Below are 21,808 nucleotides of genomic sequence, written 5' to 3'. Positions count from 1 at the left end.
ACCCCCACTGTTTCTTATATTTACATTGTATTACCTGGAAAACTTAGGAAACAGTATGATACGTCATGACATCGATATGACAATTGTCATATATTCCTTGTGAGAGGAATCAGCCCGCATACCGCAAGCAAGTAGCAGGACGAAAATAAACATGATACAATCGGATAAGATATATATTCGAGGAAGGACAGTGGTTTTCATGATTATTCGTAATGAACAAGATTTAGAAGGCTTACGAAAAATCGGCCGCATCGTTGCGCTTGCACGTGAAGAAATGAAAAAACAAGCGAAGCCAGGTATGACAACGAAAGAGCTTGATTTGATCGGTAAAAAAGTATTAGATGAGCATGGTGCTATTTCTGCACCTGAAAAAGAATATGATTTTCCAGGTGTAACTTGCATTAGTGTAAATGAAGAAGTTGCTCATGGTATTCCAGGAGATCGTGTATTAAAAGAAGGCGATTTAGTAAACGTCGATGTATCTGCTGCACTTGATGGCTATTATGCTGATACAGGTATTTCATTTGTACTTGGAGAAGACGAGGCAAAAGAAAAGCTTTGCCAAGCAGCGGTTGATGCATTTTGGGCAGCAATGAAAAAGGTTAAAGCTGGCTCAAAACAAAATCAAATTGGTCGTGCTGTTTCAAACTTCGCACATAAAAGTGGATACAATGTTATTCAAAACTTAACTGGTCACGGCATTGGTCTTAGCTTACATGAAGCACCAAATCACATTTTAAGCTACTATGATCCAATGGATAATACGCTTCTAAAAGACGGTCTTGTTATCGCTGTAGAACCGTTCATATCTATGAAAGCTGATCATATTATTGAGCGTGGTGACGACGGTTGGACATTCATTACACCTGATAAAAGTCTTGTTGCACAATGTGAACATACCGTTGTCGTAACACGCGGCGAACCAATAATCTTAACAGAAATCTAATATAAAAAAACGGCTGTTTTGTAGATTTGTTCCACATAAAACAGCCGTTTTTTAATTTTGGGAAAATATGTGAACTATTGTTGAACTCTTTATCATTTAAGTATATAATCTTTAGCGGAGGTTACTTAAGCTTATCTTTACTAAAAAGATATTGTAGCTAAGGAGGAAAACACCTTCTTTTTTATTGTTTAAACAGTCTCAAAAATGACCGTAGTAACGGGTTAGTCGAATATTCTGTAATCCTTATATTCCTCTAACAATGTAAGAAACTATCGTCTTTCAACTTCGGTCCACTAATCGTACAACTCTCTTTAGACAAAATAGATGCCTATTTTCAAAGTACATATTGTCTTCATTCTGACCAAAAACAACCCTATCTAGATTTTTATTTCCACATAACTTTAAGGCAAAAATAAGCCTTCACAAGGGGATACACTACCTTGGTTAGTATGTATCGTAAAACTTACCTTTATAACCATTCTTTTTTACTAGATATACATGAAAACTATCTCACATATAAAGGTCTGATATCATTCTTTATATCAGTATTTTTTTCGACATTTTTTGTCGAATTGTGTATATTTCCAAATAACTGTGTAAATATACATTTTGTTTTACGTTAAATAATATTACTTTGAACATAACCCAGTTTGTCTGAGAACGCGTATAGAAACGGAGGGATAGCAAAAACAAATAGCTTATAACAAATACTTTTAATATTCCATTTGTTCATGTGGAATAAGTCCCCAATGGACAAATGAATGTTCAGAGGAGGAAAAATGAAAAAACTTTTCAATGTATGTTTAATTGTATTCGTACTATTTTCGCAGCTTGCTAGTTTTCCATACAATCAAGTAAAAGCGGAAACCTTAACAGGAGATTCCTTATTTGACACTGTTGAAATGAAAGATGCAACGAATCATATTATTGACGAAGCAAAAAATCCTAACAACTTAATAAAGATAGGATCAACCATTCAAGTAGAATACGCTTGGTCAATAAAGGATCAACAAGTTGCACAAGAAAAAGATTCAACAGTTCTTCAAATACCTAACGCATTAAAAGTAAAAAATGACCAACAAGGAAACTTGATGGCAGATCAACAAATTATTGGTCAATATTTTGTTACGGCAAACGATAACAAAATGAAAATAGTCTTTAACGATTCAGTAAAAGATTCAAAAGGTGTTAAGGGAAAAATTAAATTTGACACTGTATTCAATCCAGATTTAAAACCTGGCATAAAAGCCGTCCCACTCACTTTCCCTCTAGGTACAGTAGCTAAGACTATCTCAGTTCCTGTTCAAGTAGATAACCCTACTTCACCTACTATTAATAGTGATGATGCTAAGCAGACTACCGAAGAGCAAAAGAACGGTGACGCACAGCAACCTACTGAACAGCCAAAAGATGGTGAAACACAGCAGAAACCTGCGGAACAACCAAAAGACGGGAACACTCAGCAACCTGCGGAACAGCCGAAAAACGGGAATCCTCAGCAGCCTACTGAACAGCCAAAAGATGGCGGGACACAGCAACCTACTGAGAACCCTGGTGATAACACAACAGGGCAACCTGTTGAAAATCCAGACCCATCACCTAAGCAAATTAAAGAAAATATTTTAACAAGCGTAAAATTAACAGATAAAGACGGAAAACCATTTAATGATACAGATAATCGTCCAAATCCTGATTCTGCTGCCAATATCGATTTTACATGGGAAGTTTTAGAATCATTAAAAGTAAAAAAGGGAGATTACTATATTTTCCAACTACCGGAGTATTTTATCGTCCATAACACCATTACACAGCCTTTAGTTGATGGAACTGGACATGAAATTGGGACGTTCGTTGTTGACTTAAACGGAAAAGTAACTATGACTTTTAACGAGTACGTTGAAGACAATCCTAATATAGATGGTCATTTAAAAGTTGGTACGGAATTCAATAAAACAAAAATTAAAGGGACTACGGAACAAAAAATTCCTTTCCCAATTAAAGAACAAGACGTTATTATCGAGCTTGATTTCAAACCTAATGTAAAGAAATCTATGAATAAAAAAGGTATACCTGATAGACCGATTAATACGAATCAAATCAATTGGACAGTCGAAATGAACAAAACAAAAGACATTCTTACAAACGCTGTCTTCCAAGACAATATTCCAAATGGAGCCAATCTCAATGAAGATTCTATTAAGGTTTATGAGTTAGAAGTAGATATTAACGGGAAAACGACTCGTGGAGCCGAAGTTAGTAAAGAAGAATATACACTCACTTCATCCTCCGATAAATTAAATATCGCTTTTAAAAATGAAACGAAAAAAGCATATCAAATTGAATATGCGACAAAAATTACTGACGAAAGTGTTACTAGTTTCAAAAATGAAGCAAAAGTATCCAGCAAGAATCAAGGAGATGTATCCGCAAATGCAACTGTAACTGTTTCACGCGGTACACATCTAGAGAAAACTAGTAAATATAATCCAAAAACACAAACAATTGAATGGACAATTACTTTCAACGGTGACCAGAGAGAGATTAAACAATCTGATGCGCTTTTAAAAGACATCTTGGACAAATCTCATAAAGTTGATGCAAGTTCTATCGTGGTTAAAAATACTTCTTATGATAATAACGGAAAACTTGTTACAGGTGACAACGCTACAAACTTTACTGTAAAAGAAACCGATGAGGGATTTGATTTACAATTTAATGAAGATATTAATAGTGCCTATGTGATTACTTATACATCGAAAGCCAAGAATGATGTTATACAAGATGGCGAAATCGAAAATAAAATTATTGCAGATGGAAAATGGAGTAAAACAAACAAAGTTACATTACAACAACAAAACATCATAAAAAAACATAATAAAAATGCAAACGATACAGATTACAATAAGAAAACAACGAAATGGACAATTATTGTAAATGATAACAATCACGTGTTAAATGATGCTGTTATCACTGATACGTTTGACTATAGTGGACTTACATTACAAAAAGATAGTTTCAAAATTACTGATGGATCAACTGAACTGAAATTAGACTCTGATTACACACTTGATGTAACAGCTGACGGATTCAAAGTAACACTAGCTGGTATTTATAAGTCTAATATGGATAAAACTTTAACCATCACGTACACAACAGACTTTAATTACGAGACTCTATCTAAAAAGGATGATAATAAATCATTCAAAAATACAGCTGAGTTATCATGGAAAGATATAAATGGGAACGATAAAAATAGTAAATCTCATGATAGATTCAATCCTGACGGCTATACAAAAGGAAACGGATTTAAATACGGTTCTTACAATGCCCAAACGAAAGAAATCAAATGGGACATAGGGTTTAACTATAATAACAGGACTATTAAAGACCCTTCTATCGTTGACGTACTAGAAAACAATCAAAAACTTATACCAGACTCCATTGAGATTCATCATATGGAATTAACTGGTGGTGCAGACGGTTATAAATTAGGGGCACTTGTTTCCCCTGACGAATATACGGTAGAAAATGCAACGAAAGATAATAAAAATACATTAACGATTCATTTTAAAAATGAAATTAAAACAGCGTACCATATCAGCTTTAAAACTTCACTTGCAGGTGAAGAAATTAATAAGCGCTATGATAATTACGCCAAATTAAAAGATGGATCGGAAACTATCGCCAATATTCATGGTGCATTCGAGATCAAAAATGGTGGTAGCGGCGTTACGAAAAAAGCAAAACAAAATGACAAGTACATTGATTGGAGCGTTTCTATTAATGCAAGTCAATCAACGATTGAAAATGCTGTCGTAACAGACGATCCGACAGACAATCAAATTCTCGATGAAAAGTCATTCCACCTATATGGGACAACAGTAGCCGTGGATGGCACTTTAACGAAAGATACAACAAACGAATTAAAAGAAGGAAAAGACTATAAACTCAAAATAACAACAGACAACAATACGGGGAAACAACAATTTACAATTGAATTTCTTCATACTATTGATCGAGCTTATATTTTAGAATACCGTTCACTCATTAATGCAGACAATAATGAAAAGGTAAGCAATAAAGCGAAGATTACTGGTAATAGTTTGAAATTAACAGAAACTGAAAAAATTGAAGAAATAGTAGTTAAAGTATCTTCTGGATCTGGAGGCGGTTCTGCTACTAAGGGACGCGGAAACCTTCAAATTAAAAAAGTAGATAATGCAGATCCAAATAAAATTTTATCTGGCGTAGTATTTACTTTATTCGATCGCACAGGTACAACTGCTATTCGAACAATTACAACAGACGACAATGGTATCGCTCAGTTTAACAACTTAAAACGCGATGAATATCTGCTTAGAGAAATGAAAACTCTTGATGGCTATGTCATTAGTAAAGAATTAAAAGCAGGTAAACTTGTTAAGCTTGGTGCAGAAGAAACTACAACATATACTCTTAAAAACGAGAAATTTGTTGGAAAAGTAGTACTTACAAAGACCGATGCTCATAACAAAGAAAAGCTTAAAAATGCAGTTTTCTCTCTGCTTGATCAAAACCATAATGTCATTCCTGAACATAAAGAATTAATAACAAATGATAAAGGACAAATTACTGTAGATAATTTAAAACCAGGAACTTACTACTTAAAAGAAATAAAGGCTCCTGAGCATTATCAATTAGATGATCGACTTATTGAATTTAAAATCGAGGAAGATCAAACAACAGTAATTAATAAAGAGGCCCAAAACAGCTTAATTAGAGGCTCAGCTATCCTAAAAAAAGTTGATAAAGAGGGTAATACTTTAGAAGGTGCAGTATTTAGTGTACGGGACCGAAATAACAAAAAAATCCCTGGTTATACCAAATTAACGACAAATGGTAACGGACAAATCGAAGCGAAAAATTTACTTCCTGGAGAGTACCAATTTGTTGAAGAAAAAGCACCTGAACATTATGAAATAGATAAAAAACCGCTTAAATTTACAGTTGAAAAGAGCCAACAGAAAGCACTTACTGTTACAGCGACAAATCACCTCATTAAAGGTGGTGTCACTTTAACGAAAGTCGATGATGTCGATGGCACTGCCCTTGAAGGTGCTATATTTAAAATTGTCGATGCGAATGACGAGAAACAAGTAATTCGTGAAAATATAAAAACAGGTTCAGATGGAAAAGTTACCGTTAAAGATCTAGAGCCTGGTGCTTATAAATTTATCGAAACAGAAGCTCCTAAGGATTATACGTTAAGTACAAACCCTATCGAGTTTACAATTGATAAAAGCCAACAAACTCTTGCTACTGTTACGGCAAATAACAGCTTAAAAACGGGCGAGGTTGAATTATTAAAAGTTGATGAGTTTGGTGAGAAAAAACCACTAGAAGGTGCTGTATTCAAACTTGTCGATACAAATAATAATGACGTTTCCCCTCACACTAACTTAACTACTGATAAACACGGTAAAGTTAAAGTTAGTAACCTACGTCCTGGTACGTATAAATTTATTGAAATAGCTGCTCCTGAACATTACGTTTTACGAGCAGAACCTATTGAATTTACAATCGATAGAAGTCAGAAAGAAACTCTACTTGTGAAAGCTGAAAATGCTTTAAAACCAGGAGATGTTGAATTAACAAAAGTTGATGATATCGATGGTACAGCTCTTGAAGGTGCTGTATTTAAAATTGTTGATGCAAATGATGAAAAGAAAGTTATTCGCGAAAATGTAAAAACTGGTGCGGATGGTAAAGCTATCGCTACTGGCTTACGCCCTGGCGATTATAAATTTATCGAAGTAACAGCACCGAAGTATTACGACAAAAATACAAAACCAATTAAATTTACGATTACAGAAAGTCAAACAACTCAGGCTACTGTTACCGCTAAAAACAGCTTAACAAAAGGCGGTATTGAGTTAACAAAAGTGAATGCTGCAGATGAAAAGGAAACACTTGAAGGTGCAGTATTTAAAATCGTTAATAGAGATACTAATGAAGATGTTCGTACGGACCTTGTTACGAATAGTAAAGGAATGCTAGTTGTAGATGACTTACGTCCTGGTAACTATAAGCTTATCGAAACAAAGGCTCCAACTTATTACGATGTAAATGAAGAACCAATTGAATTTATAATTGAAAAGAGTCAACAAAAACTCATCCCTATTACTTTCAAAAATAGTTTGACGAAAGGAAAGGTCAAATTAATTAAAGAAGATGACGTGGAGAGCGCGAAAGCTCTTGCTGGCGCTGTATTCACATTACAAGACGCAACTGGCAAAGAAATTATGAAAGATTTAATAACAGATGCACACGGAGTATTAGTCATCCCTGATTTAGCACCAGGCGATTATCAATTTATTGAAGTGAAAGCTCCTGAACATTATAAATTAGATCAAACACCTATTAAGTTCACAATTAAAAAAGGTAGTAAGGAAGATCTTCCTATCCCTGTTACTGTAAAAAACAGTTTACTTACAGGTGGCGTCACTTTAACAAAAGTTGATGATGTTGATGGCACTACTCTTGAAGGTGCAGAATTTATAATCGTTGACGCTCATGATACTAAAAAGGTAATTCGCAAAGGTTTAACGACTGATAAAAACGGTAAAATTACTGCTTCTGATTTACGTCCTGGAGACTATCAATTTGTTGAAGTAAAAGCTCCAAAAGACTATACCTTAAGCAAAGAGCCTATTCCGTTCACTATCGAAAAAAGTCAAAAAGAGAATATTACTGTTACTGCTACTAACAGTTTAAAGAAAGGTGCAGTAACATTAACAAAAATCGATGACATCGATCGTACGATGCTCGAAGGTGCAATCTTTAAGATTGTTGATATGAACGGTAAGGAAGTTCATACGAATCTTGTTACAGATAAAAACGGAAAAATTTCTGTTTCTGATTTACGCCCTGGAGACTATCAGTTCATTGAAACAAAAGCTCCTGAGCACTATGTATTAGAAGAAACACAAATTCCGTTTACAATTGAAAGAAGTCAAACGAAAGAGATCAATGTTACAGGTAAAAATGCTTTGAAAAAAGGTAGCGTTGAACTAACAAAGATTGACGATATTGATATAAATACAAAACTTGCTAACGCCGTATTTAATTTATTAGATGCAGACGGAGAGCTAGTTGAAGAAGGCTTAAAAACAAATGATGAAGGTAAAATTGTTGTTGAAAATCTACGTCCTGGTACGTATCAATTCGTTGAAACAATTGCTCCTGAACATTACGTTTTAGATAAAAAACCTATCGTATTTACAATTAAAAAGAGCCAAACTGAAGCTCTTCATGTCACTGCTACAAATGCTTTAACAAAGGGTGCTGTTAAACTTTCTAAAGTAGATGATGTTGATGCCACTGTTCTTAAAGATGCAGTATTTAAAATTGTTAATATGAACGGTGATGTAGTTCATAAAGACCTTGTTACAAATGAACAAGGACTAATCGAAATTAACGACCTACGTCCTGGTGATTACCAATTCATCGAAACGAAAGCTCCTAAGGATTATGTTTTAGATGAAACACCAATCAAATTCACTATTGAAAAAGGACAGAAGAAATCTATTTCTTTAACTGCTACAAATAGCTTAAAACAAGGTAGTATCGAATTACTTAAAGTTGATGATTTAAACGATCAAACAAAACTTGCCGATGCGGTATTTAATTTACTAGATCAAAATGGCAAGGTACTTAAAACAGATTTAAAAACAAACAGTGAAGGTAAAATCGTTGTCGAAAACTTACGTCCTGGTACGTATCAATTCGTTGAAACAACGGCTCCTGAACACTATGATTTAGACAAAAAACCAATTATATTTACAATTGAAAAAAACCAAAAAGATATCGCTACCGTTACTATGAAAAATAGTTTAACAAAAGGCGGCGTGGAACTTTCTAAAGTAGATGACGTCGATGGCACTACTCTTGAAGGCGCAGTATTTAAAATTGCAGATATGAATGGTACTGTAATTCGCAAAGATCTTGTTACGAATCAACAAGGTAAAATTAGCGTTTCTGACCTACGTCCTGGTGATTATCAATTCATCGAGACAACGGCTCCGAAACACTACAATTTAAACAAAGAGCCAATTCCATTCACAATCACACAGAGCCAAGCTGAGCCTGTCTCTGTTACAGCTACAAATAGCTTAACGAAAGGCACTGTGGAGCTTTCTAAAGTGGATGATGTTGATGGTACCGCTCTTAAAGATGCGATATTTAAAATTACTGATCTGAATGGTAATGACATTCGCACTGAGCTTACAACAGATGTACATGGAAAAATTTCTGTTTCTGATTTACGTCCTGGGGACTATCAATTTGTTGAAACGAAGGCTCCTGAACACTATAAATTAGATAGTACACCTATTAAGTTTACAATTAAGAAAAGCCAAAAAGAAAAGCTCCAAGTTACTACTACAAATAGCTTAACTGAGGGTGCTGTAGAATTAATAAAAGTGGATGATATAAATCCAGATACAAAACTTTCTGATGCAGTGTTTAACATCATCGATGCGAAAGGTAAAATTGTTCGCACTGATTTAACTACTGATAAAGATGGTAAAATTACTGCTACGAACTTACGCCCAGGAGACTATCAATTCATTGAAACGAAAGCTCCTAAGCATTACGATTTAAATAAAACACCTATTAGCTTCACTATCGAAAAAAGTCAACTAACTCACGCTTCTGTTACTGCTAAGAATGGCCTAACAAAAGGTGGCGTGGAATTAACGAAAGTTGACTCTATAGATAAGAAAGAAATGCTAGAAGGTGCGGTATTTAAAATTACTGATCTGAACGGTAACGACATTCGTACGAATTTAGTTACCAATAAAGATGGAAAAATCATCGCTAAAGACTTACAACCAGGAGACTATCAATTTATTGAAACAAAAGCTCCTAAACATTACGACTTAAATGAAGAACCAATTAAGTTCACAATCGAAAGAAGTCCAACAAAGCATGTCTTCGTTACAGCTATTAATAGCTTAACGAAAGGTAGTGTTGAGTTAATTAAAGTTGATGATGCCAAGCAAAACACAACACTTGAAGGTGCAGTATTTAAAATTGTTAATAAGGATGGACACGATGTTCGTACCGATTTAACTACTGATAAAAACGGCCGTTTAGTTGTGGATGAATTACCGCCAGGAGACTATGAGTTTATCGAAACAAAAGCTCCTGAACACTATGACTTAAACAAAACACCTATTAAGTTCACAGTTAAAAAAGGCCAAGAAAAAATCGCCTCTGTTACTGCTACGAATAGCTTAACTAAAGGCGCAGTTGAATTAACTAAAGTTGATGACATCGATGGTACTACTCTTGAAGGAGCAATCTTTAAAATTGTAGATATGGACGGCAAGGATGTTCGTTCTGATTTAACTACTGATAAAGATGGGAAGATTTCTGTTTCTGATTTACGTCCGGGAGATTATCAGTTCATTGAAATGAAAGCTCCTAAGCATTATGACTTAAATCAAAATCCTATCAAGTTTACTATTGAAAAGAGTCAAACTGCTAAAGCTTCTGTTACTGCTACTAACAGCTTAACTAAAGGCGCAGTTGAATTAACTAAAGTTGATGACATCGATGGTACTACTCTTGCAGAGGCTATCTTTAAAATTGTAGATATGAACGGTAAGGATGTTCATTCTGATTTAACTACTGATAAAGATGGTAAGATTTCTGTTTCTGATTTACGTCCAGGAGATTATCAGTTCATTGAAACGAAAGCTCCAACTGGCTATGATTTAAACATTAAACCAATTCCTTTCACAATTACGAAAGGACAATCTCAGATTACCTCTGTTACAGCTTTAAATAGTTTAACAACAGGTTCAATTGAGTTAACTAAAGTTGATATTGATCACCATGGAACACTTGAAGGTGCCATTTTCAATATTTTAGACCAAGATGGAAAAATCATCCGAGAAGGTTTAAAAACAGACCAACACGGAAAAGTAATCGTAAATGATTTGAAACCTGGTAATTATCAATTAGTAGAAACACAGGCTCCTAAAGGCTATCAATTAGATGCATCACCAATAAACTTTACAATTGATAAAGCCCAAGCTACACCACTACAAATTACAGTTTCAAATAAAAAGATTGAATCTTCGTCAGGTGGAGATGACAAGCCAGTTACTCCTCCAAATAAAGAAGAAAACAAAGGCAATGAAACATCTGAGAAACACAAAAACGGAACTTCCGAAGAAACATCAAATGAAACAGATAACAAACAGCAAGATGATCGAAATACGGATAAGCACCTTCCAAATACAGGTCATAAAGAAGATCCTACACAAACAGTAGGTATCGTTCTTCTACTAGCTGGATTATTAAGTATTTTAGCTAAAAAACGCAAAAAAAATTATTAATAATTTTTTCACACCCAATCAATCTCTCAATTGATTGGGTGTTTTTTATACAAAAAGGACGATACATAAAGTATCGTCCTTTTAACGGGGTGAGGCTGCCCAAAAGTACGGAAAACCTTTGAACAGCCTCGTATTTTCATATGGATGCCTTACATATATCACTGATAATAATTATGAAATGCGGAAACATAATTACCATCAACTGATTCAAACATGAGGAATGAAACCCTACAGTGGTTCCATTCCTCTACATAATCTAAAGTTTGGGTACACTAGATTCATGCAATGTAGGGGCTTTCAGAGTAGAAAGCGAACCTTCGTTTAAAATGATAGCATACATATCTCCCTCAAAAATATGCAAATATGCATATATTGTTTTTATTTATCAATGTCAGAATATTGAAAAATAAAAGACACAAAGGTAAAATAAAGTCATTATCCGTCTTCTTTTGTCAGTCAGAGAGAATAGAAGAATAGGAGAGGAAAAAATGAGCAAATCATTGAAACAAAAAATAGTAAGCTCTTTGCTTGCTATATCACTTGCTGTTAGCTTAGCTCCAATTGGGCAAGCAAAAGCGGATTCCACTTCAGAAGTTCCACAAACTCCATCTATTACAAAACAAATTGATCCAAACCGCGCCATTGAACATGTTCGTTTCTTATCTGAAACAATTGGGCCTCGACCCGGTGGAACAAAATCCGAAGAATGGGCTTCTCGTTACATTGGTATGCAGCTTAAATCAATGGGTTATGACGTAGAATATCAGCCATTTCAGGTGCCCGATCAATACGTTGGATTCATTGAATCACCACTATCAACAAAACGTAATTGGCAAGCTGGTGCTGCTCCTAATGCACTAATATCTACAGAAGCTATTACAGCTCCCCTTATCTTTGTTCAAGGTGGGACAAAATTAGAAGATATTCCAAATGAAGTAAAAGGTAAAATTGTTTTATTTGAAAGAGGAACGACAGTTACAGATTATAATAAACAAGTTGAAAATGCTGTTAGCAAAGGTGCAAAAGGTGTTCTTTTATACAGTTTAATTGGCGGACGCGGAAATTATGGACAAACCTTCAATCCCCGCCTAACGAAAAAGCAATCTATCCCTGTCTTTGGTCTTGCTTATGCGCAAGGAAATGCATTTAAAGAAGAAATCACTAAAAAAGAGACAACAATTCTTTCCCTAAAAGCGAGACATGAATCTAAATTAAAATCTCTAAATGTTATCGCAAAAAAGAAACCAAAAAAGAGTACAGGTAATGAAAAAGCAGTCGTTGTAAGCTCGCACTATGATAGTGTTGTTGGAGCACCTGGCGCAAATGATAATGCTTCTGGAACTGGATTAGTATTAGAACTAGCTCGTGCTTTTCAAAATGTAGAAACTGATAAAGAAATTCGCTTTATTACCTTTGGTTCTGAAGAAACTGGATTACTTGGTTCGGATTATTACGTTAATAGTCTATCCCAAAAAGAACGTGACCGTATTTTAGGCGTCTTTAATGCTGATATGGTTGCAACAAATTATGATAAAGCAAAGAATTTATACGCTATGACACCTGATGGCTCTACAAACTTTGTAACAGATGCTGCCTTGCAAGCAGGTAAACAATTAAATAATGACCTCGTTCTTCAAGGGAAATTTGGATCCAGTGATCACGTACCGTTTGCTGAAGCTGGTATTCCTGCTGCTCTATTTATTTGGATGGGTGTCGATAGTTGGAATCCATTAATCTATCATATCGAGAAGGTATACCATACACCCCAAGATAACGTATTAGAAAACATTTCACCTGAACGAATGAAAATGGCATTAGACGTTATCGGAACAGGAGTTTATAACTCGCTTCAAAAACCTATTACTCAAACTGAGCAGAAAGCTGCTTAATCAATAAAAGACCACTGATTTTTATCAGTGGTCTTTTATTGAGAAAAAATATATATGCATAAAAGCATATTTTATCCTACTCATTATCGTATACAATATTAACTGTAACAACACCGATTACAACTAATAAGGAGGCTTTTTCTATTATGAAAAAAATGATTTTAGTAGGTGCGTTAACTTTAGCAGGAATTACCGGAGCTACCGCGTTTATTCCTGAAACAAAAGTCGCTGCTGCCGCTCAAGAACAAAGCTTTACAAAATTTTATTCTTTGCAAACTGGAGGTAGTTCTGAACAAGAACCTATTTTCCTTCAAAAAGGACAAGAACTAACAATTCATCCTAACAGCAAAACTCCTAGTTACAGTGTTTATGACTCAAATCATAACCTTATTGGGCGTTATTCTGATGGTTACGGCCGAATTTTCACTGCAAAAACAGATGGAAATATGTATGTTCAATTTCATGCACCTTACGTTTACTATAGTCCTGTTAGTTTTTCTGTTACTTATACAATCCAATAAAATAAGGGGCCTTTCTCAGGGGCCCTTTATTTTGCTTCCCAATTCACTTTTACAAAACCATCTTTCACCATTAAACCACTTATATTGAATACATACTTTTCATTTGCTTTTAATGTAGCTTTAAAAGTACCTTTTTTCGATTCACAAATCTCCTTTAATTCCTTTATCCCTTCTCCTTGTCTTTCATACAAGCTAAAGCATAAGTTACCACGCTTTGCATCTGTTTCATAAGAAAATGTTACTTCTGTATCTTTTGCATACTCCAGTTCAATATCTTTCCCAGCAATATCCCATGATGAGAATTTTGCCTCGTAACTTGTCTCCCCTTTCTTCTCATTTTCTAAATATATATCACCAGCTCTCCACATATCATCTAACGTTTGAACGAAAGCAAAGCCGCTAAGTAATACAAACATCGCACTTGCAAATATAACAACTAATGTTACCTTTTGCTTTTTCATACCCTTCATCGTATATTCTCCTTCTACTTTCCGGCTATTTCTGCGTGTCATATATAACAAAACTCCAATAAAAAATGGCAATATAATCGCTATAACACTCCACCACTTACTTATTCCACGCGTTTTCGCATCTGTATATACCCATGATGCTACACATACTAAAAGTGCTATAAAAGCCAAAAACATTGTAATCCCAGCTATCTCAAATACTACAAATGGATTAGCGAACCCTATCATGTAATTTATACTCCTTCTTTAAAAATGCCTGTATGACAACATATATAGGAATGTATATGTGCATCATAATAACTATCGTTATAATGACAGATATTTTATGATCCAAATGACTAACAAACTGCTCTAGGGTGACTGTTAATACAATCATCCACATAGCATGAATAAAAACAACCCATCTCTTTTCTAATTTTCGAGCATTTCGCACGCTCTGTTTCGTATGGTTTATTAGCTCTTCGTTAGGAACCATCTCTCCCGCTAAGCTACTTTTTATCTTCTGATCAAACTTATCTTCCGTCATAAACGAACCCCTCCAAATGTTCTCGAATTTGCTTCTTCGCATAATTAAGGCGGTATTTCACTGTACCAATCGGTATATTTAATATTTCACTCATTTCTTTATAAGAATATTGTTCATAATAGTAGAGTACGAGCACAGTTTTATACTTTTCATTCAATAACTGTATAACTTCCCGTATCATTTCCGCTTCCACTTTTTGAATACATTCTTCTGATATATTTACTTCATCTGCGAAATCTATTTCTCCACCATCTTCTTTATGAAACAAATCCAATATTCGATCTTTCCACCTTTTTTTCTTACGATAAAAATCATAAAACGTACGAACACAAATTGTAGCAATCCATTTTTTATAATTATCCACATAGGAAAGTTGATGCCTTGATGAAAAAACCTTTATCCACGTCTCTTGAAAAATATCTTCCGCATCTTCTTTCGTTTTCGCTAACTTATAGCATAAGGAATATATTTGCTGCTTATATATATCAATTAATTCTTCTACCTTTTCTTCCATCATAAGCCTCCTGTCATTTATATAAGACGACGCAAATTATCCTTTTGTTTGATAAAATTTTATTTTTTTATTATCTCCATACAAAAAGGCAATCACAACATCATGTGATTGCCTTTTATTTAAAAACGAAAGTCCGCTTCCGCTTTTCTTTATTGTCTAGCTCCAGCGGCTAGAATACTCGGTGGCTTCGCGCCTTCCTCCGAGGCAAAGTACGCCTCTCTGTCAGGAGCTCCATCCTCCTCCTATTCTGAACGAGCCGCTTCCGCTTTTCTTTATGTCCAGCTCTGCCTCCTAGCCCCTTCTGTCTAAGAACCTTCCCCACGAGAAGATAAAATGCATCTTCTGTGGGAAAGAACCTTAGCCTTCGGGACTAAACAGTCGGCTCCGCTTTTCTTCATTACATTTTTTCTGGTGCAGATACTCCTACGATTGCTAATGCATTTTGAAGCGTAGTGCGTACTGCTTTCATTAACTCGTAACGAGCTTTACTTAATTCTAAGTTATCTTGGTTTAATACTTTTTCTGCATTGTAGAAGCTGTGTAATGCTGCTGCTAATTCAAATGCATAGCTTGTAATGCGGTGTGGCAGACGTTTTTGTGCTGCATCCGCAACTACAGCTGGGAATTCACCAAGCTTTTTCAGTAACTCTACTTCTTTCTCAGAAGTAACAAGTTTGTAATTCACGTCTCCATCTGCAGCTAATCCTAACTCTTCACCTTGACGAAGGATACTGCATACACGAGCATGAGCATATTGTGCATAGTATACTGGGTTTTCATTAGATTTTGATACAGCTAAGTCCATATCGAAGTCCAAATGAGAATCACCACTACGCATTGCGAAGAAGTATCGCATTGCGTCCACGCCTACTTCTTCCATAAGCTCACGAAGTGTAACTGCTTTACCTGTACGCTTACTCATTTTCATTTTTTCACCATTTTGGTATAGTTGTACCATTTGGATGATTTCTACTTCAAGTGTTTCTTTATCGTAACCTAGCGCTTGAATAGCAGCTTTCATACGAGGAATGTAACCGTGGTGGTCAGCACCCCAAATATTGATTAGCTTATCGAAACCACGCTCTAATTTATCGCGATGGTAAGCAATATCTGGCGTTAAGTATGTGTAAGAACCGTCATTTTTAATTAATACACGGTTTTTGTCATCACCGTAAGTCATTGAACGGAACCAAGTTGCTCCGCCTTCTTCAAAGATTTCGTCACGCTCTTTTAATACAGTAAGTGCAGCATCGATTTTTCCGTTTTTGTATAATGATGTTTCTGAGAACCATACATCAAATTTAACACGGAAGCTCTCTAAGTCTTTTTGAAGTTTTGCTAACTCATATTTCAAACCGTATGAACGGTAGAATTCATAGCTTTCTTCAGCATCAGCTTTTGCGTAACGATCGCCAAACTCTTCAGCTAAACGTTTACCGATTCCAATGATATCCGCACCATGGTAACCGTCTTCTGGCATTTCTTTATCTAAACCTAAAGCTTGCATGTAACGAGCTTCAACAGAAAGAGCTAAATTATGAATTTGGTTACCGGCATCATTAATATAGTACTCACGAGATACATCGTATCCTGCTTTTGCTAATACGTTACATAAAGTGTCACCCACTGCCGCCCCACGTGCATGTCCTAAGTGAAGGTCACCTGTTGGATTCGCAGATACGAACTCAACTTGTACTTTTTCACCTTTACCAGTGTTCGTTTCACCGTAAGCTTCACCAGCGTTTACGATTGTTGGAATTAAATCTGTTAAGTAGCTATTATCCATATAGAAGTTAATAAAACCAGGACCAGCGATTTCGATTTTTTCAATAGAAGCTTTTGCTTTATCGAAGTTTGCAACTAGTTCTTCTGCAATCATACGAGGTGCTTTTTTCGCAACGCGTGCAAGTTGCATTGCCATGTTTGTAGAGAAGTCACCATTTGTTTTATCTTTTGGAGATTCTAATACAACGTTTGGAATCTGTTCTTCTGTCGCTAATTCTGCCTTTAATACAGCAGCTTGAATTTCTTCTTTAATCAATCCTTTTACCTGTTCTAAGGAATTCATTATTTTGCCTCCTTCAAATTAATTGTAATTGTATATCTGCCAGCTTCTTGTTCACTTAGAAGCAATGCGTACGTTAAGAAGAGTTGTCCTTTTTTCTTTTCATCCGACCATTTAAAAAGAACGTTATCAGTTTTCGTTTGCAGTGCAAACGTACCAAGTTCACTCGTATACGTACCCGTTGTCCATTCACCTTTCACATGCGTCTGACGCATAGAAATAGCACCTGAACGCATAATGAGAACTTGTTCATCTTGAATTTTAATAATTGTTTTCACTTCGCCTTGTTCGTTCGGCTCCTGGAATGTTACATATGTACCTTGACCTTTTACATAGTATTGACCATTTGCTTCAAAAGCAACGGTTTCCTTCCTCGCCCCTTCACGGATTTCTGTTACGAAATGAACGTGTACCGGCAAGCCTGCAAGTTGTTTCTTCACGTCTTGCACACCTTTCAAATGTTATAGATATTAAATACTACTTATAATAAATCACTTTTCCTATCATATCAAAAAAAGACGCTGTCTGTCTGCTGAAAAATCAGGAAAACTCCATTTCAAAAAATAATTCCCTCCTACTTTATTTCATATGATAAAATATTTTTTAAATCTAAATATTCTTTTAATTATAGAGGTGAATTCAATGATACCAACAAAGTTAAAAAAGGGTGATGAAATACGCGTGATTTCACCATCCTGTAGTTTAAGTATTGTTTCAAATGAAAATAGAAAACTTGCTATAAAAAGATTAACTGACATGGGCTTTCAAGTGACATTCTCAAAATATGCCGATGAGATAGATCGATTTGCTTCCTCTTCTATTTCTTCCCGCGTCCAAGACCTCCATGAAGCATTTAGAGACCCTAATGTAAAAGCTATTTTAACTACACTTGGCGGATACAACTCGAATGGTTTATTGAAATATCTCGATTTTGATTTAATTCGTGAAAACCCAAAATTTTTCTGTGGTTATTCTGATATTACTGCCTTAAATAATGCAATTTACGCAAAAACGGGTCTCGTTACATATTCAGGTCCCCACTTCTCTTCATTTGGAATGGAAAAAGGACTCCATTACACGGCTGATTACTTTTTACAATGCTTAACCGCTAATGAGCCTATTGAAATCATTCCGGCGGAAACGTGGAGCGATGATTCTTGGTATATGGATCAGGAAAATCGAGAATTTATTAAAAATGAAGGGTATGTTCCAATTCAAAAGGGGGAAGCGACAGGAGAAATTATCGGTGGCAATATGAGCACACTTAATTTACTACAAGGCACACCATATATGCCAAACTTAAAGGGCAAAATTTTATTCCTTGAAGAAGACAGTTTAACAGGAAAATCGACACTTAAAACTTTTGATCGCTATCTACATTCCCTTATGCAGCAACCTAATTTTGAACATATAACAGGTATTGTAATAGGAAGAATGCAAAAAGAAGCAGAATGTACGATAGCGGACATTCAAGAAATGATTGCTTCAAAACCTGAACTTGCACATATTCCTATTATTGCAAACGCAAGTTTCGGGCATACAACCCCGATTTTCACTTTCCCAATTGGTGGACGTGCAAAAATTATTTCTAACAAAGAAAAGACATCTATCACTATTTTAGCGTACTAAAAAAGGAGCGAATGAGTCGCTCCTTTTATGGTTTTTCTATTTTTTGCAACGCTTTTTGCGGGATTGACTCTTTCGTTATTTCAGCCCATCCTTTTCCTTGCATACCTTTTGCATAAATTTTTATAAAAGCACCTGCATGCAATTCACGATTTACCATTCTTTTAATAATTTGTTGATTTCCGTCCTCTGTATACCCTTTAAATGTATACAAATACTCACCGTCTTTTTTCTCACCTTTATCTACAACCGCATAATAATCTTGTATTTCTTTATTTGAAAAGAAGTTGTCTACAAAAGCATGTACACCTTCTGTTTTTGTATTCAAATAATACGCTGTTCCCCCTAAAATAATGGCGAATACAGCTAAAACTTTAATGACCAATTTCATACATGCGCCTCCTGTTTTACACTTCTTTCTCACTAATGTTATGTCTATACCTGTATTATACGGAAAAGGGTATACTATACTCTATCGAAAAGTCTTACACAATCCTTACATTATTGTAAGGGATTTTTTCTTACAGCAAGTTCCCAAGAAAAAAATTTTCCGTTTCATACACTTTTATATTATTATTGAATGATACGAATTTTTATTACAAAAATCAAAGGAGACAGTTTTCAAATGGCTATCTTGCAAGGTTTAGCACTATTACTTGTTGTACTTTGTCTATTTACACTTTTCAGTTACCGTGCGCCTTACGGAATGAAGGCGATGGGTGCTTTAGCTAATGCAGCAATCGCAAGTTTTCTTATTGAAGCATTTCACCGTTATATAGGTGGAGAAATGTTTCACAATGACTTTTTACAATCAGTAGGAGAAGCTTCTGGTAGTATGAGCGGTGTTGCAGCAGCGATTTTAGTCGCATTAGCAATCGGTGTTTCCCCCGTATACGCTGTTTTAATTGGTATCGCTACTAGTGGATTCGGTATTTTACCAGGATTTTTCGCCGGATACGTTTGTGCCTTCGTCGTGAAATTTCTCGAAAAGAAATTACCGGCTGGTGTGGAATTTTTAGCAATCCTATTTATCGCTGCACCAATCTCACGTGGAATGGCAATGCTTATGGATCCGCTCGTTAACGCAACACTTGGTAAAATCGGTTCTATGATATCAGTTGCAACTACAGAAAGTCCTATCATTATGGGTATTATGCTTGGTGGATTAATAACAGTTATTTCTACCTCTCCACTGAGTTCTATGGCACTAACTGCAATGCTTGGATTAACAGGTTTACCAATGGCAATTGGTAGTCTTGCCGTAGCAGCTTCAGCCCCGATGAACTTTATTTTCTTTAAACGATTAAAAATTTGTTCAAAGAAAGATACAATTGCTGTAGCAATCGAGCCTTTAACACAAGCCGATGTTGTCTCAGCAAATCCAATTCCAATTTATATGACAAATTTCGTTGGCGGTGCACTTGCCGGTATTATTACATCGCTATTCCAGCTTGTTAATAATGCACCAGGAACAGCATCACCAATTCCAGGTCTTCTCGTCCTATTCGGATTTAATGACGTTATAAAAGTAACGATTGCTGCTGTACTATGTGGAATCGTTACCACTATTATCGGATACATCGGATCTATTGTGTTCCGCAAATATCCGATCCGCTCTGCTGATGAAATTCGCGGCGTTAATTCGGAAGAGAAAGTTGCATAAGAAAAAGAGTTATTCTCACCTTTTGAGAATAACTCTTTTTTTCATGTCTTGCCATGGTAAATAAGATTATATCGACGATTTTTTTATATATCGACTTACCGACACATTCTGAGCGAGCCGCTTCCGCTTTTATTTCTATCCAGTTACGCCTCCTAGACCCTTGCGTCTAAGAACCTTCCCTGCTAAAAGGTAAAAAGCACCTTTTGCAGGGAAGAACCTTATTCACCGGGTCTAAACAGTCGGCTTCACTTTTACTTCACCCAACCGAGCAGCATTTCCCGCACGAATTTGCTTGCTGCGACTGGTGTTTGATCACTATGGTCGTAGACCGGAGCTACTTCTACTAAGTCTGCTCCAACTACATTTATATTTGAATTTGCAATTGCTACGATGGAATCTAATAATTCTTTAGATGTAATACCGCCAGCTTCTAACGTTCCTGTTCCTGGAGCGTGAGCTGGGTCTAATACATCAATGTCGATTGTGACATAGACTGGGCGTCCAGCAAGTTTCGGTAATACTTCTTTTAACGGTTCTAATACGTCAAATTTATATAAGTTCATACCTACTTCTTTCGCCCATTCAAATTCTTCCTTCATTCCAGAACGAATTCCGAAAGAATATACGTTTTCCGGACCAATTAAATCACACACTTTACGAATTGGTGTAGAGTGGGATAAAGGCTCCCCTTCATACGATTCACGTAAATCAGTATGAGCATCCATGTGGATGATTGCTAAATCCGGATATTTTTTTGCCATTGCCTTAAAAATTGGCCAAGACACTAGGTGCTCACCGCCGAGACCTAGTGGAAACTTATCGGCATCTAAAAGTTTTGATACATACTCTTCAATCATGTCTAAACTGCGTTGTGCGTTTCCGAATGGTAATGGGATATCACCCGCATCAAAATATTTTACCTCTTCTAATTCACGATCTAAATATGGGCTATATTCTTCAAGACCGATTGATACTTCACGAATACGTGCAGGACCAAAGCGAGAACCTGGACGGTAACTTACTGTCCAATCCATAGGCATCCCGTAAATAACTACCTTTGACTCTTCAAAACTTGGATGACTTTTAATAAATACTTTACCTGAATAAGCTTCATCAAAACGCATATTCTTTTCCTCCTTATGTGGAACTTAAGGTATCCCAACCTTTCATTATTTCTCAAATTTGGAGCGAACTGCTCCTCTT

Annotated in this window: 13 protein-coding genes; 6 read left to right on the top strand and 7 right to left on the bottom strand. The window is 35.7% G+C overall.

What is annotated here, in order from left to right:
• Positions 1–151: 151 nt before the first annotated feature.
• From map to MHI28_RS18815, 4 genes are all read left to right on the top strand, one after another.
• Positions 152–946, top strand: coding sequence for a type I methionyl aminopeptidase (gene map, locus MHI28_RS18830; protein WP_002083543.1), 795 nt, complete (start codon positions 152–154; stop codon positions 944–946).
• 779 nt (positions 947–1,725) lie between these two features.
• The gene (locus MHI28_RS18825; protein WP_340828167.1) at positions 1,726–11,331 is read left to right on the top strand and encodes a SpaA isopeptide-forming pilin-related protein; all 9,606 of its coding nucleotides are present in this window, start codon (positions 1,726–1,728) and stop codon (positions 11,329–11,331) included.
• Positions 11,332–11,819: 488 nt separating this feature from the next.
• Complete coding sequence (locus MHI28_RS18820) at positions 11,820–13,220, top strand: M28 family metallopeptidase (RefSeq protein ID WP_000045705.1); 1,401 nt, start codon at positions 11,820–11,822, stop codon at positions 13,218–13,220.
• Positions 13,221–13,366: 146 nt separating this feature from the next.
• Positions 13,367–13,741: a hypothetical protein gene (locus MHI28_RS18815; protein WP_000738257.1), complete on the top strand. Its 375-nt coding sequence runs from the start codon at positions 13,367–13,369 to the stop codon at positions 13,739–13,741.
• A 26-nt stretch (positions 13,742–13,767) separates the two neighbouring features.
• Here MHI28_RS18815 and MHI28_RS18810 read toward each other — a convergent pair whose 3' ends face one another.
• The 5 genes from MHI28_RS18810 to MHI28_RS18790 all read right to left on the bottom strand — a co-directional run bounded on the left by MHI28_RS18810 (position 13,768) and on the right by MHI28_RS18790 (position 17,756).
• Positions 13,768–14,439 carry an ECF-type sigma factor negative effector gene (locus MHI28_RS18810; RefSeq protein WP_000578914.1) on the bottom strand — a complete coding sequence of 224 codons (672 nt, stop codon included), beginning with the start codon at positions 14,437–14,439 and terminating at the stop codon, positions 13,768–13,770.
• The gene (locus MHI28_RS18805; RefSeq protein ID WP_340828165.1) at positions 14,423–14,737 is read right to left on the bottom strand and encodes an anti-sigma factor; all 315 of its coding nucleotides are present in this window, start codon (positions 14,735–14,737) and stop codon (positions 14,423–14,425) included. Before MHI28_RS18805 ends, MHI28_RS18810 begins: the two co-directional genes overlap by 17 nt.
• Positions 14,724–15,251, bottom strand: coding sequence for an RNA polymerase sigma factor (locus MHI28_RS18800; protein ID WP_000391648.1), 528 nt, complete (start codon positions 15,249–15,251; stop codon positions 14,724–14,726). Before MHI28_RS18800 ends, MHI28_RS18805 begins: the two co-directional genes overlap by 14 nt.
• Before the next feature lie 397 nt (positions 15,252–15,648).
• Positions 15,649–17,319 (bottom strand): arginine--tRNA ligase, encoded by a 1,671-nt coding sequence (gene argS, locus MHI28_RS18795; protein WP_001086463.1) that lies wholly within the window; start codon positions 17,317–17,319, stop codon positions 15,649–15,651.
• A complete protein-coding gene (locus MHI28_RS18790) occupies positions 17,319–17,756 on the bottom strand; it encodes a DUF1934 domain-containing protein (protein ID WP_000744343.1) in 438 nt (145 codons plus the stop codon). Before MHI28_RS18790 ends, argS begins: the two co-directional genes overlap by 1 nt.
• 202 nt (positions 17,757–17,958) lie before the next feature.
• Here MHI28_RS18790 and MHI28_RS18785 point away from each other — a divergent pair, with 202 nt between their 5' ends.
• Positions 17,959–18,945, top strand: coding sequence for a S66 family peptidase (locus MHI28_RS18785; RefSeq protein WP_000613237.1), 987 nt, complete (start codon positions 17,959–17,961; stop codon positions 18,943–18,945).
• A 25-nt stretch (positions 18,946–18,970) separates the two neighbouring features.
• On the opposite strand, the gene MHI28_RS18780 is transcribed toward MHI28_RS18785, so the two are convergent.
• Positions 18,971–19,333, bottom strand: a complete 363-nt coding sequence (locus MHI28_RS18780; protein ID WP_000779933.1) for a YxeA family protein — start codon at positions 19,331–19,333, stop codon at positions 18,971–18,973.
• A 234-nt stretch (positions 19,334–19,567) separates the two neighbouring features.
• Between MHI28_RS18780 and MHI28_RS18775 the strand changes: the two genes are divergently transcribed.
• A complete protein-coding gene (locus tag MHI28_RS18775) occupies positions 19,568–20,605 on the top strand; it encodes a PTS sugar transporter subunit IIC (RefSeq protein ID WP_000996325.1) in 1,038 nt (345 codons plus the stop codon).
• A gap of 251 nt (positions 20,606–20,856) precedes the next feature.
• Here the strand turns inward: MHI28_RS18775 and speB are convergent, their stop codons facing one another.
• Complete coding sequence (gene speB / locus MHI28_RS18770) at positions 20,857–21,729, bottom strand: agmatinase (RefSeq protein WP_001209831.1); 873 nt, start codon at positions 21,727–21,729, stop codon at positions 20,857–20,859.
• Positions 21,730–21,808 lie beyond the last annotated feature (79 nt).

Origin of the sequence: Bacillus sp. FSL K6-0268 (genome assembly GCF_038005425.1) — a bacterium.
Classification (GTDB): domain Bacteria; phylum Bacillota; class Bacilli; order Bacillales; family Bacillaceae_G; genus Bacillus_A; species Bacillus_A thuringiensis_S.
Note: the sequence above shows the minus strand (reverse complement) of the source record. Positions and strands in the feature narration are given on the sequence as shown.

Excerpts from the sequence above, each read along its gene's own strand:
- MHI28_RS18825 (WP_340828167.1), top strand. The coding sequence starts at position 1,726 with ATGAAAAAACTTTTCAATGTATGTTTAATTGTATTCGTACTATTTTCG.
- MHI28_RS18785 (WP_000613237.1), top strand. The coding sequence starts at position 17,959 with ATGATACCAACAAAGTTAAAAAAGGGTGATGAAATACGCGTGATTTCA.
- MHI28_RS18800 (WP_000391648.1), bottom strand. The coding sequence starts at position 15,251 with ATGGAAGAAAAGGTAGAAGAATTAATTGATATATATAAGCAGCAAATA.
- MHI28_RS18805 (WP_340828165.1), bottom strand. The coding sequence starts at position 14,737 with ATGACGGAAGATAAGTTTGATCAGAAGATAAAAAGTAGCTTAGCGGGA.
- speB (WP_001209831.1), bottom strand. The coding sequence starts at position 21,729 with ATGCGTTTTGATGAAGCTTATTCAGGTAAAGTATTTATTAAAAGTCAT.
- MHI28_RS18810 (WP_000578914.1), bottom strand. The coding sequence starts at position 14,439 with ATGATAGGGTTCGCTAATCCATTTGTAGTATTTGAGATAGCTGGGATT.
- MHI28_RS18775 (WP_000996325.1), top strand. The coding sequence starts at position 19,568 with ATGGCTATCTTGCAAGGTTTAGCACTATTACTTGTTGTACTTTGTCTA.
- map (WP_002083543.1), top strand. The coding sequence starts at position 152 with ATGATACAATCGGATAAGATATATATTCGAGGAAGGACAGTGGTTTTC.
- MHI28_RS18820 (WP_000045705.1), top strand. The coding sequence starts at position 11,820 with ATGAGCAAATCATTGAAACAAAAAATAGTAAGCTCTTTGCTTGCTATA.
- MHI28_RS18815 (WP_000738257.1), top strand. The coding sequence starts at position 13,367 with ATGAAAAAAATGATTTTAGTAGGTGCGTTAACTTTAGCAGGAATTACC.
- argS (WP_001086463.1), bottom strand. The coding sequence starts at position 17,319 with ATGAATTCCTTAGAACAGGTAAAAGGATTGATTAAAGAAGAAATTCAA.
- MHI28_RS18780 (WP_000779933.1), bottom strand. The coding sequence starts at position 19,333 with ATGAAATTGGTCATTAAAGTTTTAGCTGTATTCGCCATTATTTTAGGG.